The organism is Nocardia sp. NPDC003345 (genome assembly GCF_053589395.1).
This window is the reverse complement of the sequence record NZ_JBSFRU010000138.1, coordinates 1-15,261: the sequence shown is the minus strand read 5'-3', so window position 1 is coordinate 15,261 and position 15,261 is coordinate 1. Positions and strand designations below refer to the sequence as shown.

The 15,261-nt window shown below is 70.8% G+C and carries 13 protein-coding genes and 1 pseudogene; 7 read left to right on the top strand and 7 right to left on the bottom strand.

Going from position 1 to position 15,261, the window contains the following annotated elements:
* The 3 genes and pseudogenes from ACWDU1_RS16795 to ACWDU1_RS16785 form a co-directional block, all read left to right on the top strand.
* Positions 1–237 (top strand): annotated as a pseudogene (locus ACWDU1_RS16795) (DNA repair helicase XPB); the annotation flags it as partial.
* Positions 238–278: 41 nt separating this feature from the next.
* Positions 279–914, top strand: a complete 636-nt coding sequence (locus ACWDU1_RS16790; RefSeq protein WP_449999418.1) for a DUF3239 domain-containing protein — start codon at positions 279–281, stop codon at positions 912–914.
* 117 nt (positions 915–1,031) lie between these two features.
* Complete coding sequence (locus tag ACWDU1_RS16785; protein ID WP_449999416.1) at positions 1,032–2,432, top strand: M1 family metallopeptidase; 1,401 nt, start codon at positions 1,032–1,034, stop codon at positions 2,430–2,432.
* A 10-nt stretch (positions 2,433–2,442) separates the two neighbouring features.
* On the opposite strand, the gene ACWDU1_RS16780 is transcribed toward ACWDU1_RS16785, so the two are convergent.
* Positions 2,443–4,713, bottom strand: a complete 2,271-nt coding sequence (locus ACWDU1_RS16780) for a helicase-associated domain-containing protein (protein ID WP_449999414.1) — start codon at positions 4,711–4,713, stop codon at positions 2,443–2,445.
* A gap of 79 nt (positions 4,714–4,792) precedes the next feature.
* Between ACWDU1_RS16780 and ACWDU1_RS16775 the strand changes: the two genes are divergently transcribed.
* Positions 4,793–4,981: a hypothetical protein gene (locus ACWDU1_RS16775; RefSeq protein WP_449999412.1), complete on the top strand. Its 189-nt coding sequence runs from the start codon at positions 4,793–4,795 to the stop codon at positions 4,979–4,981.
* 71 nt (positions 4,982–5,052) lie between these two features.
* Here ACWDU1_RS16775 and ACWDU1_RS16770 read toward each other — a convergent pair whose 3' ends face one another.
* Complete coding sequence (locus tag ACWDU1_RS16770) at positions 5,053–5,712, bottom strand: transglycosylase family protein (RefSeq protein WP_449999410.1); 660 nt, start codon at positions 5,710–5,712, stop codon at positions 5,053–5,055.
* A 380-nt stretch (positions 5,713–6,092) separates the two neighbouring features.
* Positions 6,093–6,338 carry a hypothetical protein gene (locus ACWDU1_RS16765; RefSeq protein ID WP_449999408.1) on the bottom strand — a complete coding sequence of 82 codons (246 nt, stop codon included), beginning with the start codon at positions 6,336–6,338 and terminating at the stop codon, positions 6,093–6,095.
* Between the two features lie 187 nt (positions 6,339–6,525).
* Between ACWDU1_RS16765 and ACWDU1_RS16760 the strand changes: the two genes are divergently transcribed.
* Complete coding sequence (locus ACWDU1_RS16760) at positions 6,526–6,945, top strand: cold-shock protein (protein WP_449999424.1); 420 nt, start codon at positions 6,526–6,528, stop codon at positions 6,943–6,945.
* 60 nt (positions 6,946–7,005) lie between these two features.
* Here ACWDU1_RS16760 and ACWDU1_RS16755 read toward each other — a convergent pair whose 3' ends face one another.
* The 3 genes from ACWDU1_RS16755 to ACWDU1_RS16745 all read right to left on the bottom strand — a co-directional run bounded on the left by ACWDU1_RS16755 (position 7,006) and on the right by ACWDU1_RS16745 (position 10,458).
* Positions 7,006–7,512 carry a DUF2771 domain-containing protein gene (locus ACWDU1_RS16755; RefSeq protein WP_449999407.1) on the bottom strand — a complete coding sequence of 169 codons (507 nt, stop codon included), beginning with the start codon at positions 7,510–7,512 and terminating at the stop codon, positions 7,006–7,008.
* Complete coding sequence (locus tag ACWDU1_RS16750; RefSeq protein WP_449999422.1) at positions 7,509–9,158, bottom strand: MFS transporter; 1,650 nt, start codon at positions 9,156–9,158, stop codon at positions 7,509–7,511. Before ACWDU1_RS16750 ends, ACWDU1_RS16755 begins: the two co-directional genes overlap by 4 nt.
* Positions 9,159–9,684: 526 nt before the next feature.
* Positions 9,685–10,458 carry a glutaminyl-peptide cyclotransferase gene (locus ACWDU1_RS16745; protein WP_449999405.1) on the bottom strand — a complete coding sequence of 258 codons (774 nt, stop codon included), beginning with the start codon at positions 10,456–10,458 and terminating at the stop codon, positions 9,685–9,687.
* A gap of 17 nt (positions 10,459–10,475) precedes the next feature.
* On the opposite strand from ACWDU1_RS16745, the gene ACWDU1_RS16740 reads away from it, so the two are divergent.
* Together ACWDU1_RS16740 and ACWDU1_RS16735 are read left to right on the top strand one after the other, a co-directional pair.
* Complete coding sequence (locus tag ACWDU1_RS16740; protein WP_449999403.1) at positions 10,476–11,597, top strand: DUF3027 domain-containing protein; 1,122 nt, start codon at positions 10,476–10,478, stop codon at positions 11,595–11,597.
* Positions 11,598–11,842: 245 nt separating this feature from the next.
* Positions 11,843–14,602: a sacsin N-terminal ATP-binding-like domain-containing protein gene (locus ACWDU1_RS16735; RefSeq protein ID WP_449999420.1), complete on the top strand. Its 2,760-nt coding sequence runs from the start codon at positions 11,843–11,845 to the stop codon at positions 14,600–14,602.
* A gap of 27 nt (positions 14,603–14,629) precedes the next feature.
* Here ACWDU1_RS16735 and ACWDU1_RS16730 read toward each other — a convergent pair.
* The coding region (locus tag ACWDU1_RS16730) for a TetR/AcrR family transcriptional regulator (RefSeq protein ID WP_449999401.1) at positions 14,630–15,261 on the bottom strand (632 nt) is incomplete at its 5' end.

The following is a 15,261-nucleotide window of genomic DNA, read 5'->3' as shown; positions in this document are numbered from 1 at the left end:
GTGCAGGTCTCCGGGACATTCGGCTCGCGGCAGGAGGAAGCCCAGCGGCTCGGCCGCCTGCTGCGCCCCAAACACGACGGGGGCCAGGCACATTTCTATTCGGTGGTCGCCCGCGACACCCTCGACGCCGATTACGCCGCGCACCGCCAGCGTTTCCTCGCCGAACAGGGATACGCCTACCGGATCACCGATGCCGACGATCTGCTGGGACCCGCGATCGGCCAGGGAGATCAATAAGGGAAGGTCCGAGCCCGCCGAACTGTGTTAGGAATGGCGACGTGCGACGCTTCGAATTCGCGGTGGACCGCCGGCACGCCCACGCGGTCAACGAAGTGCTCGCCGGACGCCGCCGGGTGCGCCTCGCCGCCGTCCCCGCCGCCCTGCTCGCCGCCACTGCCACCGCGTACCTGATCCGTCTCGGCCACCCCTGGTCCTACCCGCTGGCCCTGGCCTGCGCACTGGGCGCCGCCACCGCCGTCTGGGTGGCGTTGTGGGCACCGCGGCGGGCCGGGATCGCCCGGCTCTACGCCGAGGGCGACCTGGTTCCCGCCGTCATCTCCCACACCCACGCGCGCGGCGCGGTACTGCTTGCCCTGGTGAACGTCGCCCGGCGCGACACCGGGGAGTCGCGCTACGCCCTGGTCACCAAGAAGGTCCGCGCCTTGCCCGGCCACCGGCTGGCCACCGGCGAGCGGGTCCCGGCCATCGCGGTACGCGGCGACCTCACAACCCGCTCGATCGGGCAGCGCTGGTTCCCGGTGGACGCCATGCCCATCGCCTGGGGGACAGCGGATCTCGCCGTCATCGACCGCGCCCGCGCCGCCATCGCCGAAACCGAATGGCGCCTGCTCACCGATAACCTGGCCCTTGCGGAACAAGTCCAGCGCAGCGCGACGAATCGGCTGCTGTTGTGATCCGGAGCGGCTCCGCCGCACCGAACCCCGCGCGGCGAAACCGTGCCAAAAGATACACCGGCTAACGTCGTCGGACGGGGTTACCGTCGGCCCCACTGACTGTGGAAGGGGTTTCGCATGGGGTTCACCCGCTGGCTCGTCGCCGGGGTGGTGGTGCTGTCCGGGTTGTCGCTCGTGCCCGCCGGAGCTCAGGCGCCGGGGGTGCTGGCGGGGTCGGATGGGTTGGGGGATCCCTACTTCCCGCAGGACGGTAACGGTGGGTACGACGCACAGCATTACGAGGTGACCCTGGGTTACGACCCGGCGGGGCATCAGCTCACCGGGTCGACTCGGATCGACGCGCTGGCGACTCAGCCGCTCACCTCGTTCAACCTCGATTTCAACGGTCCGCCCGTCCGGGCGGTGCGGGTGAACAACATGCCCGCGGGTTTCGAATCGCGTGCCCCTCATGAGCTGGTCGTGCGTCCGTCGTTGCCGCTGTTGCCGGGCCTGCCGTTCACGGTCACCGTCGACTACGCGGGTGTCGCGGCCGATACCCAGGGTGCGGGCTGGACGTACGCCCCGACGGGCGGGGCTTTCGCCGCCGGGGAACCACATTCGGCCTCCACCTGGTATCCGCTCAACGATTCCCCGCGGGACAAGGCGACTTTCACGCTGCACACCACGGTTCCGGCGGAATGGGAGGTGATGTCGGGCGGGGTCCGGGTGCGTGACGAGGTGCGCGACGGTTCCCGCACCGTCACCTGGGAACAGCGCAAGCCGGTGATCGGGTATCTCACCACTGTCGCCGTGGACCGCTTCGATTACCTCGAGCAGCGCCGGGCGAACGGTACCCAGCTGCTGAGCGGGTTCGCTCCGGGCGCGGAGGGTATGCGCGAACACGAGCAGCGTCTGCCGGAGATCCTCGATTTCCTCGAAAACGCGTATGGGCCCTATCCATTCGATGCGGCGGGCGGGATCTTCCTGTCCGCTCCGTTGCAGTTCTCCCTCGAGACCCAGACCCGGCCGATCTACGCGGACTGGGCGGACCTGAACACCGTGGTGCACGAGATGGCCCATCAGTGGTGGGGCGATTCGGTGTCGGTGTACAGCTGGTCCGATATCTGCCTCAACGAGTGCCTGGCCAGCTATACCGCCGACTATCTGTGGCCGGAGCGGATGGAGGGCAAGGATGTGGACGCCGAGTACCGGGACGATATCCGCCGGGCGTTGTCGAAACCGAAGTTCTGGGAAGTGCCGCTGCAGAATCCGGGCTCGGATCACCTGTTCACCTCGGTGTACTACCGGGGCCCGCTGTTCCTGCACGCTCTGCGTAAACAGCTGGGTGACACGGTGTTCTTCGGTGCGCTCCGGGAGTTCGCGACCGCACACGCATACGGGCATTCGTCGATGCCGGAATTCCGGGCTTTCATCCAGTCGAAATCGCCGGCCGATCTCACCGGCTTCTTCGATGCCTGGTTGCTGGGCACCACCCCGCCGGAGGACCGGTACCTCTACCCCGGCGATCTGCGCGGTTGACCGGCCGGCGCTATTCGAGCAGGGCGACCGAGGATATCCGGTGCAGGGTGAACTGCCGCACGGTTCCGGTGACGGGGTCGAGGGCCTCGAGTTGGCCGTTGCCGACCCGGACCGGTTCCACCACCCGCTGGATCGCGGTGCCCTTGGCGTCGACGTAGCCGATATGCACCTGGCGCCGGACACGTGCGGCCAGTTGCAGTAGGGCCAGGGCCGCGGCGGTGCTGGTGCGGCTGCCGTCACTGCGCACGGCCTGACCGGGAGCGGCGGTGGCCGCACGGTCCCCGGCGCGTAGTTCGGTGACCAGCACCTCCAGCTGTTCGGTGCTGGGCGGGGCAGGCCGGTACGGCTGCCGGGCCAGCGGTCGCATATTGATACGCGCACCGCGCCGCCGCAGATCCACGATCGCACCCGAGGCATCCTCACCCGCGGGGGCGAACCCCGTCTTGCGCAGTTCCTCGAACAGCTCGCCGAGCGGAGCCTGGGAGATCGCCACGGTGGGCGCGATACCGCGCAATGCCAATACGTCGGACACCGGAGAGGCCAGCACCTGGGCGAGTAGTGCCGGGTCCTCGCTGCGCACGAACGATTGCGCCATGCCCGCGCGTAACCGCCCGTGCCGCCGCGCGACATCGTCGATCAGGTATGTGAGCGTCTGCGGGACAGGGGTCCGGGAGTGGCGGTCGAACAGGCTGTGGAGCTCGGCGGCGGTGAATCCGGCGTCGAGCGCCCGCCGCAGCGATGCCTCGCCGAGCCGGTAGACGGTGGCGGCGCCCGCGGATTCCACATCCGCGACCAGTTCGATCTTGCGGTTGAGTTCCGCGGTGAGGGGTCCGGGCGCCACTACGGTGAGGTCGGCCTGGACCAGTACGTGATCGACGGGGTCGGGGAGTGCCGCCTCGAGTGCCGACTCGGCCTGGGCGGCCGAACCCGCCAGCAGCGCCCGCCCGGCGGCGGTGAGCGCGCCGCGGCCGGCGAGACCGAGCGTCGCGGCCTCGCCCAGGGTGTGGTCGACGACTCCGCCGCGATAGAGCCGCCGGCGCCGGGGCAGGCGCCACGCCAGCAGCCGGGCGATATCGGCGGTTGGTACGGCGGTGCCGGAGGGTTGCTCGGCGAGCGCGTCCAGGATCGTGCGGCGATCCCGTACCGCGTAGGGGAGCCGCAGTTCGTGCGCGAGCGCGGCCATCGGTTTATCCGCGCTGTCGCGGGACCCGATCATCCACGGGTACCGGTCCATCTCCAGCCAGGCGAGCGCCAGCGGGACCCAGCGGCGGGCGGGCGGCGCCTCCAGCCAGGAATCGGTGGCCGGTGTCGGCGCCCAGAAATCCTCGGCGTCCGCCTCGGGGGGCGGATCCGGGAAGCCTTTCTCGATCAGTTTGGCGGCGGCCAGCAATTCCACCAGCAGCCCGGCCCGGGTCTCGTCGACTCCGGCCGCCTTGGCGACACGGCGCAACTCCCGTACTCCGAGCCCGCCCGCTCGCAATGCCGGTGCCGGTGCCTGGCCCAGGACCTCGAGTATCGCCGCGCAATGCCGTAGCAGTTCGCCGACCTCACCGGCCCCGGCGCCGTCGACCTCGCCCATCGGGTGGACTGTCGCCGCGAGTTCGGGTGCGGTGAGATGGTACGGATCGACGACGGGTTCCGAGCGCAGTAGCGCGCCGACCGCCGCCGGCAGTTCCACCGTCTCGTCGTCCACCCGGCGCAGGAGCTGCCGGGCCAGCAGCCGCGGGACCGGGCGGTCCTGCGCGGCGCCGGGCGCGGCATCGCGGGTGCGCCCGCGCGGGCCGGTTTCGGCGAGCGTGTCCAGGAGCGCGCGTTCGGCAGCGGGGAGACCGGGCAGCGCGGCGGCGATCTCCGCCTCGGTCAGGGCCTCGGCCGTGATTCCGCTGCCCAATGGCCACGGAAGGGCCTCGGCGGTGGCGGGGACCAGACGCAACCGGTCGCCGTCCGGCCAGACCAGCGCACGGTCGCCGAGTTCGGTGAGTGCCGCGTCCACGGTGGCCGCCTTCGCCCGCCCCCGCAGCGACCGTTTGAGTTCGGTGCGGGTCATCGGCTCGTGCCCGGCGGCGGTATGCGTCGCCAGGGCTTCCACGATCCCGAAGGCGACCGTGTCCAGATCGTCGGCGGCCCGCAGTACCGAGGCACGTTGCTCGGCGCGGGTGGCCAGCACGGACATGGAGGAGGGCAGCGGTACCGCCAGATCCGGCCGCCGTTGCAGCAGCGCCACGAGCTGGGCATCGGATCGCCCGCCGAGCCAGGCGGAATAGGAGTTGGACCCGGTCATCCGGTCCAGATTAGCCGCGACCGGCGCCGGTGGTGCCGGCATGGGTGGCCGGGGCGTGCGGGCATGCCAGAATGAGGACGTGGTGAACAAATCGAAGAAACCCTACGTCGACAACGGATGGCCCGAGGTGGCCGATGGTGAGCACGCCGTCACCGAACTGTCGTCGGCCCGCTCCGGCAACCTCTCGCCCTTCGGTGAGGACACCGAGTTCCCGGTGGCTGCCGAAACGCTGCCGTACATCCATCCGAACACGGTGATCAACCGCTGAGCGGACGAACGAGAGAACCCCGCATCCGATGATGGGATGCGGGGTTCTCTCGTAGCTGTGGGTGCTGCGGCTCAGGAAGGCAGCATGCCCTTGTGGGTCTCGTAGAAGCCCAGGACGCCCGGATCCAGCTGGGGGTTGTTGGCCTTGACGGCCTCGAACAGATCCAGCGCGGGCTGCGGGACCTGAACGCCCTGCGCCTGAACCGCGGCGAGTGCGCGATCCACGGCGGTGTAGACCTCCTGCGACTGCGTCTGGGCCTGCGGCTGCGAAGCCTGGACCTGCGGCGCGGCGGGGGTGCTCTGGGTGCTCGGGGCCTCCGTCTGCACGGCGGGGGTGTCGGCCGGAGATTCGCGCGGCGTGGAGCCGCTGCTCAGGCCGAGCGAGGAGGAGCAGGAGGGCCATGCGCCCCAGCCCTGCGAGGCGAGTACTTTCTCGGCGACCACGATCTGCTGTTCGCGGGAGGCCTGGTTGGCCGTCGGGGCGTATTCGCCACCGCCGTTCGCCGTCCAGGTGCTCGGGGAGAACTGCAGGCCGCCGTGATAACCGTTGCCGGTGTTGATGTTCCAGTTACCGCCGGCTTCGCACTGCGCGAGTCGATCCCAGTCGGAGTCGGGTGCCGCGCTGGCGGTACCGGCGAGGGCTGCGCCCGCACCACTGATCATGGCGCCGGTGACGGCGACCTTGGCGACAGTGCGACCGGTATTGGTGGGCTTGCGATGGCGTCCACTCATTCGGGTTCGTCTTCCTCTCGTACGCACCTGCGAGGGATTCGCTCGGGTCCAGGCTGAGAGGGTGCCCGTCCCGCCCTCGCCCCTTGTGGTTTCCGTTGGGTTCCGGTACCCGCGGGGCGAGGTTCGGTGCGGCGGGCCGGTGGGCCGGGAGGCCCCGGCTGGGATAGACGGTACGACGTTCCCGCCGAAAAATCACTATTTGGTAACCGGCGTGTGCGGAGCGGTTGCGGAACGGTCTCGGGGCGAGGTCGGCGACTCCGTGCAGCTAGTGACGCCGCGCCGCGCGACCGCGACCTCGACACCCCCCTCGTTATCCTCTTGTTATGTGATTAGGATCACATAACGCTTGGGTCGCGACCGGGAAGGGTACTGAACAGTTGTCACCTGGATCGGCGTCCGGACCGCAGCGCGAAGATCAGCGCGAGGACGAAACCGACCGGCGCCAGCATGGCGCCGAGGTACAACCAGAGTCCCGGCTCACCGTCGGTGAGGATCGGGGTCAGGAAGATCGCCACGACGGCGAGCAGTCCGATGGTGAAAAGGCCCAGCGCGACCTGCAGTAGCCAGTTGCCGGAAGGGCGTCCGGGAGGCGGGGTCGAGGGGCCGGGATCGGCGGGGTTCGTCACTGTTCGACGGTAAAACCGATGTGCTGGTGCCGTGCCCACCGGGGTAGACTCTGGAACGATCTCGCGTCCTGCATGCTTGCGGGGCGCGTTTTTCGAGTAATGGCAGGGCCCGCACCGGCGGGTCCCGGCAGACATGTGCGCCCGGGCCCGCTGGGCCGGGTGCCGAACAGACGAACGGGTGAGCGCAGTGCCGACCGGCAAGGTGAAGTGGTACGACGTGGAAAAGGGCTTCGGCTTCCTTTCCCAGGACGAGGGGGAGGACGTCTATGTCCGCTCGTCCGCGCTGCCCCAGGGCGTGGAGTCGCTGAAGCCCGGCCAGCGGGTCGAATTCGGCATGGCGGCCGGCCGCCGCGGCCCGCAGGCGCTGAGCCTGAAATTGGTCGAGGCGCCCCCGTCGGTGCGGCAGAACCAGGAGCGCAACTCCCGTAAGGAACCGCCCGCCCGTAAGCACAGCCCGGACGAACTGCACGGCATGGTCGAGGACATGATCACGTTGCTCGAGGCGAAGGTGCAGCCGGATCTGCGCAAGGGCCGCTATCCCGATCGCAAGACCGCGCAGCGTATCTCCGAGGTGGTCCGCGCGGTGGCGCGTGAACTCGACAGCTGAGCGGCGGTAGCAGCGAAAACTACGGGCCGGCCCGGTCGATCGGGCCGGCCCGTGCTCGTCTCAGGCCGTCTTGATGGACCAGATGGCGTGCGGGATCGGGAATTCGTTACCGGCCTCGTCGATGGCGATGATCATCACCTGCAGCTCCACCCCGATCAGCTCCAGCCCGGGCTCGGGCCGCGAATCCACGGTCAGCGCGCGCACGTCCTGCGGGTGATCGCGATAGGAACTCGGCTGCTCCACGACCACGCCGTCGGCGCGCGCGTACAGCGGCAGCAATTCCCACGGGGTGCCCACGATCTCGTCCGGCAGTGAGATCTGCAGCGGGTTGCCCGCGGGGACCTCCAGGAATGTGGTGTCGCCCTGTTTGCAGTCCTGCATCCGGACGGTGCAGTAGCGGAACGGCGGCACCGTGACGGTGGTCCCATGCGCGTAGGCGGTGAGTTCGGGCTCGTGCGGTTCGGCGTCGCGGGCCAGCAGCCAGACGACCCCGGCGGTCGCGGCCACCAGGACCAGCACCCCGGCCAGGGCCAGTGCGAGCGTCGTGCGGACCTTGTTCGTACTCACCGGGCGGCGTCTCCTCGTGGTGGATGGTCGTGATGCGGGAGTTCCTGTTCGGCATGCAGCGGCCGATGGCCGCCGAGGCCGGGGAGCAGGCTGTGCCCGCGGTAGCTCACCACAGTCTGGACGAGGCCCGCGGCGAGGACGGCACTGACCACCGCGAAACCCTTCCAGTAGTCGGTCGGCAGCAGCACGCCGCCCGCGCCGCCGATCACCCAGCTCAGCTGTAGCACCGTCTCCGATCGCCCGAATCCGGACGCGATGGACTCGGGTGGGAGATCGTCCTGGATCGCGGCGTCCAGAGATACCTTGGCCAGTGCGCTCGCACCCGCGGCTACCAGCGCGGCGAGTGCGGCGCCCAGCAGATTGTCCAGCACCAGCGCGACGACCGCGACGACCGTACAGCCGAGGGTGCAGTTCACCACGATCAGCGACGGCCGCCCGAGCCGGAGCCGCGCGCCGGTGGCGTTCCCCGCGAAATTGCCGACGGCCGCGGCCGCGCCGACCAGCCCCAGCATCGCCGCCTGCTGAACCGGGCGGTGCTCGGTGGCCTTGGCCACGAACGCGATGTAGAAGGTGAGGAATCCGGTCAGGACCCGGATACTGCCGTTGCCCCAGAGCCCGGTGACCACCGACCGCCCCAGCGGCTGGCGGCGTTTGCGGGCCGGGACCGTGGCGTCCTCGTCTACCGCCGTCTCATCCGGCGTGCGGTGCCGGTGATAGCCGAGCGTGGTGGGGACCTCGCCCTCGGTGATCTCGACCCAGCGCGGGATCTTCCAGCTCAGATAGGCTCCGCCGATCGCGATCCCGGTCGCCAGGACGAGCGCGCCGGTGGATCCGGCGATCGCGGCGATGACCCCGGCGAGCCCGCCGGCGCCCAGCGTTCCGCCCACCAGCCCGAAAACCGTGAGCCGGGAATTGGTGCGTACCAGGTCGATATCCGGTGGTAGCACCCGTGGTGTGACCGCGCTCTTGAGCACCGCGAACGATTTGCTGAGCACCATCATGCACAGCGCGAGCGGGTAGAGCACCCAGCTGTCGAAGCTGAAGATGAGCACCACCGCCACGACCGCGCGCGCCGCGAAAGAACTGGCCAGTGCGAGCCTGCGACCGCGCTGGAGCCGGTCCAGCGCCGGACCGATCAGGGGAGCGATGATCGCGAACGGGGCGATGGTGATCAGCAGGTACAGCGCGACCTTGGATTTGCTCTCGGCCGTCGCGCTGGCGAAGAACAGCGTATTGGCCAGCGCGACCGCGATCGCGGCGTCCAGCGCGAAATTCGCCATCGTGGCGTAGGTCAGCGCGGTGAGTCCCGACTTGTCGGCGCCATCTGCCTCGGCCGCCCGCCGGAAGGTGGCGATGCCCTTGCCCGTGAGCTCGCGGCCGCGCATCGCCGCTACCCGGGTGACGGTGAGCTTGCGCGGGGTGCGCCGGCCGTCGTCGGTATCCGGAGCGGATCCGGCCTCCGGGTACTCCGCGGTCGGAGCCGGTTCGGTGGGGTCGGCGTGCCGGGGCCGATTGTGCTGCCCACCGGGACCGGCGGTGCCCTCCTCGGGTTCACGGGGCTCGTGCCGCCGGTGTTCGGTGGGACGCCGGAACGCGCCGCGCGGGGCGGACCACGGTTCCGGGCCGGTGCCGTTGCTCTCGTCCATCCGGAACGACGCGGTGATCGGGGCCGATTCGGCGAACTCGGCCGGCTTCGGCGGGGCGGACGCGCCCGGCGCCGGCGCCGCAGGCGGCGTATCGGGGGCCGCCGGGGTCCGGTTCCGGCCCAGCGACCCGAAGACCCGCGTGAACCGGCTACCACGCTCCGGGGCGCGTGCCTGTTCGTCCCCGCGTGGCGGCATCCGGTCGGCACCGCGCGGCGCCGGATCGCCTGATCCGGCACCGGACCCCGGGTCGTTCAGTTCATAGGGACGCGTCGGGGGCGGGGTGGGGCGGGTGTGGCCGTTGTCGGGTCGGCGGTTGCGGTGTGGCACGTTCGGCGGTGGGTAGCGGTCGAAACCTGGATGCCGCTGGGGTGGCGGGGACTCGCCGGCGGGCCACCGACCGCGATCGGAACCGGAGGGCTCGCGGGAAGTGGGCACTACTCAATTCTGGCCCACGCCGCGGCGGCGCAAACCCCGCCCTGCTCGGTGTGGGCGGAAAGTGAGATGTGTCGCTTCCACAACGGGGTCGTCACGCCGGGACGAAACGCACCTCGAACGTCGAAGGCCAGTACTTCCCGGTGATCAGGAAGCGGTCGGTTCCCGGGATCTGGGCGATTCCGTTGAGGACATCGGTACCCGCGCGCTGGGCGGGGGTCAGCAGCCCCGAGGCGTCGATCACGCCCAGGACACGCCCGGAGTCGGGATCGATCCGCAGGATCTCGTCGGTCGGCCAGGCGTTCGCGTAGACCGACCCGTCCGCCGCGCAGTCGAGTTCGTTGAGCCGGGCGTCGGTGCGATCGGTCAGGGTGATCGATCCGGTGGTGGCGAAGGTGACCGGGTCACGGAAAGTGAGGGTCGCCGATCCGTCGCTCATGACCAGGCGCCCGTCGCGGGCGCACAGACCCCATCCCTCGCCGTCGTAGCGGACCCGGTTCTTCTCCGCCAGCGTCCGCGGGTCGCGGGCGAAGGCCACCCCTTCCCGCCAGGTGATCTGCCACAGCGTGTCGCCGGCCAGGGTGACGCCCTCGCCGAAGTACGGGGGCGGTACGTCGGCGCGCGCGAGTTCGGCGCCGTCGGCGCGGGAAGTCGCGCGCACGCCGGATCGCCCGACCATCCCGGTGCCCTCGTACAGCACGTCACCGTCGATTTCCAGCCCCTGGGTGAACGCGGCCGGGTCGTGCGGGTGGGTGGCGAGCACCTCGGTCTTCAGGCCCGGCGGGGCGCCGTCGGCGTTCCCGCACGCGCTCGGAGCGAGCAGGCAGAGCAGCGCGGCACCGACCCAGGTACGCCGAGTGTGCTTCATACGGCAAAATGTAGACCGTGAGCGCAGTATCTGTTTCGGACACCGACGTGCGGACGATCCTGGCAGGGGCCGTCGACCTGGCTCGTCGTGCGCTCCTGGACCTGGAACCGACCGGAGTCGGCCGGCATCTCGGAGTCCGCGCCGAGGACGACTGCGCGGCCACGCACCGCTTCGAGGCCACCCTGCCGGGATACCACGGCTGGCAGTGGGCCGTAGTGGTCGCGGCCGCGCCGGACACCGACCGGGTGACGGTGAGCGAATCCGCGCTGCTGCCCGGCCCCGACGCGTTGATCGCGCCGGATTTCGTGCCCTGGGAGCAGCGGGTGCGCCCCGGCGACCTGACCCCCGGCGACCTACTGGCCCCGCCGGCGGACGATCCGCGACTGGTGCCCGGTTACACCGCCACCGGCGATCCCGAGGTCGACGAGGTGGCGTGCCAGGTGGGACTGGGCCGCAAGCAGGTCCTGAGCCTGGAGGGCCGCGCCGACGCCGCCGAACGCTGGTACGCCGAACACGGCCCCGACGCCGAGATGGCCAAGGCCGCCCCCGGCACCTGTGAGACCTGTGGTTTCTATGTTCCCCTGGCCGGGGCGCTGCGGGCCGCCTTCGGGGTCTGCGCCAATGCCATGGGTGCCGACGGCCGGGTCGTGAACGTGGGTTACGGATGCGGCGCGCATTCCGACACCACCATGCCGACGGGCGCGGGGTCGCCGATCTACGAGGCATACGACGATGCCGCGGTCGAGGTCGTCGCGGCGGAAGCGCCGGCGCGACGCGAGTCCGGAACCGGCGGCGTGGATACCGCCCCCGCGGAGTCGGCCGCGGAAGCCGGGGACGCGACGGCCGCGGCCGTGGGTGTGGCGGGGACCTCGAGTGCCGCCGCGGACACGGCGGTAGCGGAAACCGTGACCTCGTCCGGTGATATCTCCGTGCCGGACGCGGAGACCCCCGGGAACGATGAGCCGGAAGCGGTGGCGGAATCGCCTGCCGAGCCGGTCGGGAGCCCGGAGTCCGAGGTGTCCGTGCCGGAAGCGGTCGTGGCGCCGGAAGCGGTCGTAGCCGGTGGGCCGGTGCCGGAGCCGGCCGTCGCAGCGGAATCGGACGCCGCCGGGAACGACGACCCGGACGCCGGAGCGTAATCGGCGGCTCCCGGAGCCGATCCGGAAGCCATCCCGTCGTCGCTCTCGCGGTCATGGCCGCGTGCGCCGTCTCGCCCGCCGCTGCCACCGCCGGAAACGAGTTCGGTGCGCCCAGCCCTGGCACGTAGGCTGTTTCGGTGAACGAGACCGACCCGGCCGCCAATATCCTCGGCACTGCGGAAACATCCGCGGACCCGCATCCCGGTGGCACCGACCCGTTCGGGACGGCCCGGCTGCGCGACGCGGTGCTCGCGGCGTGGCGCGATTCACCGACCCGGCTGCGTGAGGACGCGGCGACCGAGGCCGATCTGGTCGCGGCCGGCTATCGCGACCGCCTGCTCACCGAATTGGCCCAGAACGCCGCGGATGCCGCGCGGGCCGCCGGGGTGCCGGGGCGGGTCGAGGTGTGGTGCGGCGGCCGGACCCTGTCGATCGCGAACACCGGCGCGCCCCTGGATACGCCGGGGGTACACGCGCTCACGGCACTGCGGTCGTCCGGGAAGCCGGAGGGCGGGGCGGTCGGCCGGTTCGGAGTCGGATTCACCGCGGTCCTCACCGTCGCCGACGAGATCGAGTTCCGGTCCACCAGCGGATCACTGCGTTTCTCGCGCGAAGACACGCGTGGGGCCCTGGACGAGGCCGGGGTCACGCTCCCGGCGCTGCCGGAGGGTTTCGACCCGCCGGTCCTGCGGCTGGCCTGGCCGGTACCGGCGGCACCTCGGGTCGGCGCCGACAGCGAGATCGTGCTGACGTTGCGCGCGGGCGTGGATCCGGACGCGCTCCTGGAATCCATGCGCGCCGAGGCCGTCGACCTGCTGCTGGAGTTGCCAGCGCTGCGTGAGATCCGGATCGGGGAGTACGTCGTGCGCGCCGAGACCCGTGAACTCGGCGCGAGCGGGTTGACCGAGTTGCGGGTCACCGCCGGCGACCGCGAGAAAGTGTGGTGGCAGTTCCGCGCCGAGCGCGCCCGCTGGCTGGTCCCGGTTCGCGACGGCGTCCCGGTAGCCGCGAAACCCGATGTGCTGCGGGCGCCCACCCGCTCCGACGAGGAGTTGTCGCTGCCGGCGATGCTCATCGCGGAGGTCGCCATGCAGCCGGACCGCCGCAGACTGCTGCCGGGTGCGCCGCTGTCCGGCCTCGCCGCCGGCTACGCGGAGTTCGCGCGGGCGCTGCCGCCCAGCGCGCGCCTGGTGCTGGTGCCCACGCCGGGATTCGCCCGCAGCGAGGCCGACGGCCTGCTGCGTGAGGCGGTACTGGGCGAACTGCGCGCCAATGCCTGGGTTCCGGTCGTGCCCGTGCCGCCCTCGGAATCCGATGGCCCGGACGATCCCGCCCCGGCGGATCGGGTCGCGGTACCCGCGCGCGCGAGTCTGTTCCCCGGTCTGACCTCCGATCTCGCCGATCTGCTCGCGGGCGTCCTGGATCCGCTGGTGCTGCCCGAGTGGTCGGGGTCCCGGCAGGCCGAGGCGCTGGCGTCCGTCGGCGTCCACCGGTTGGGGCTCGCCCGGCTGGCCGAGTTGTCGAGCGGGCTGGACCGGCCGCCGTCCTGGTGGTTCGCGTTCTACAGCGCGCTCGAACCCTTCGCCGCCGATCCGCTGTCGGTCGAAGAGCTGGGGGCCCTCGCGGTGCCGCTGGCCGACGGCCGGACGGTGACCGGGCCCCGGACGGTCGTCCTCGATGACGAACTGGCCGCGTTACCCGATCCGGTACCGGTGCGCTGGGCCCGGTTGGTGCATCCCGCGGCCGCGCATCCGCTACTGGCCCGGCTGGGCGCCCTGCGGGCCCGGGTCGCCGATCTGCTGTCGGACCCGGCGCTGCGGACGGAACTGAGCGAGCATCCCGGTGACCCCGATACGGTCGACGCGGTACTGCGGCTGGCGGCGGTCGCCGACGCGGACGCGTTGCCGCCCTGGCTGAGGCAGCTCGAACTGCCCGACGCCGCGGGTACTCCGCGGCCCGCCGACGAACTGCTGCTGCCCGACGCGCCGTTGATCGAACTGCTGGTGCCGGATTCGCCCTTCGGGGTAGTCGCGCGCGAGGTGGTCGACGAATACGGCGCCACGGCGCTGCAGGCGATCGGTGTGGGCTGGGATTTCGGAATCGTGGCCGAAACCGATCCCACCGGGCCCGACCACCATCTCGACGACGAGGAGACCTGGTGGGCGGGACTTTCCGAGGATCCACCGGAGATCGTGGCGGTCCGCGATCTGGACCTGGTGGACGACGCGGCCTGGCCCGAGGCACTGTGGCGGCTGCTGACCACCGAACACATCCGCCCGCTGCTGGCCGATCCGGAGAGCTATACCGCGTGGTGGCTGCGCCGGTACGCGCGTATCGACGGGATCGCGCTGGGCGGGTACCGGCATCCGGCCGATACCGAATTCGCCGGGCTGCTACCGGAACTGCCGATCCCCGGCTTGTCCGGCACCGACCTGGACGCGCTCCGGGGCTGTCTGGCCGATCCGGAGGGTATCGACCTCCCGCTGGCCACGACACTGCTGGAGGCGCTGGCCGATAGTGACAGAACGCCCGCTCCCGAAGTGGTTTCGCGGATTCACGCCCGGCTGGGCGCGGCGGTGGGGCGCCTCGACCTCGGCGCGATCGACCCGCCGGACCGGGTCCGGGCGCTCACCGGAGCGGTGATCGACGCGGCCGACGCGCTGGTGCTGGACCAGGCCTGGTTCGGTCTCGCGGTGCCGCCCGACCGGCTGGTGGTCGCGGATCCGGCCACGGCCGCGGATCTGGCCGTACTGCTCGACGTGGCGCCGGTCTCGGAACAGGTGGAGGCGGAGGTGCTGGGAGGGGGCCGGGAAACCGAATGGGAGCGGGAACCCCTGGGAGTGGTGCTGCGGCGGTTGTTCGGGCTTCCGGAACAGGACGGACCGCTGGTGGTGCACGACGAACTGCGGGTGCGGTTGTCCGGCGCGGTGGTGCGCACCGTTTCCGTGCCGTGGTGGCGCGACGGTGCGACCACCCATGTGCAGCGGCCGGTTCCGGCACCGTGACGGGGCGCGGCGTCCGAGCCGCGCCGGTCATTCCGCGTGAGCGGCCAGCGCCTGGGCGAGGAGATCGAGTTGAACCCGGACGCTTTCGCTGTCGTCGTCGACCAGCCAGCGCAACACGATGCCGTCGATCACGCTGAGGGTGAACCGGGAGAGCTGCTGGACCGGTACCGCCCAGGTACTGCCGGTGGCGTCGCGGGCGTGATCGAGAACATCGGCGACAGTGGAGTCGTTGAAGTTGTACTGTTCCCGGGCGATGGCGAGTTTGGCGGGAGTCTGCTCACCCTCACGCAGGGCGTAGGTAGTGGTCTCGTAGGTGAGCAGCTGCCGCTCGGGGGTGGCCTCGATATTGAGCCACATGAGTTCCAGCCCGGCCCGCAGCAGATCCCGCAGCGCGTTCTTACCGGTACCGGCCTCTTGCCAGACCGATTCCTCGGCGTCCACCGAATCGCGCAGTTCCATCGACAGCGCCTTGACCAGTTCGGTCATCAGCGCGTCCTTGTTCTCGAAGCAGTAGTGCACTACGCCTAGCGAGACCCCGGCGGCCTGGGCGACATCGCGGGTGGTGACTCCCGCGACCCCCTTCTTCTCGGCAAGGCCGATCGCGGCCTCGATAAGGTGGGCCCGTCGTTCTTCGACGCTCAATCGGGAGGACACCAGAG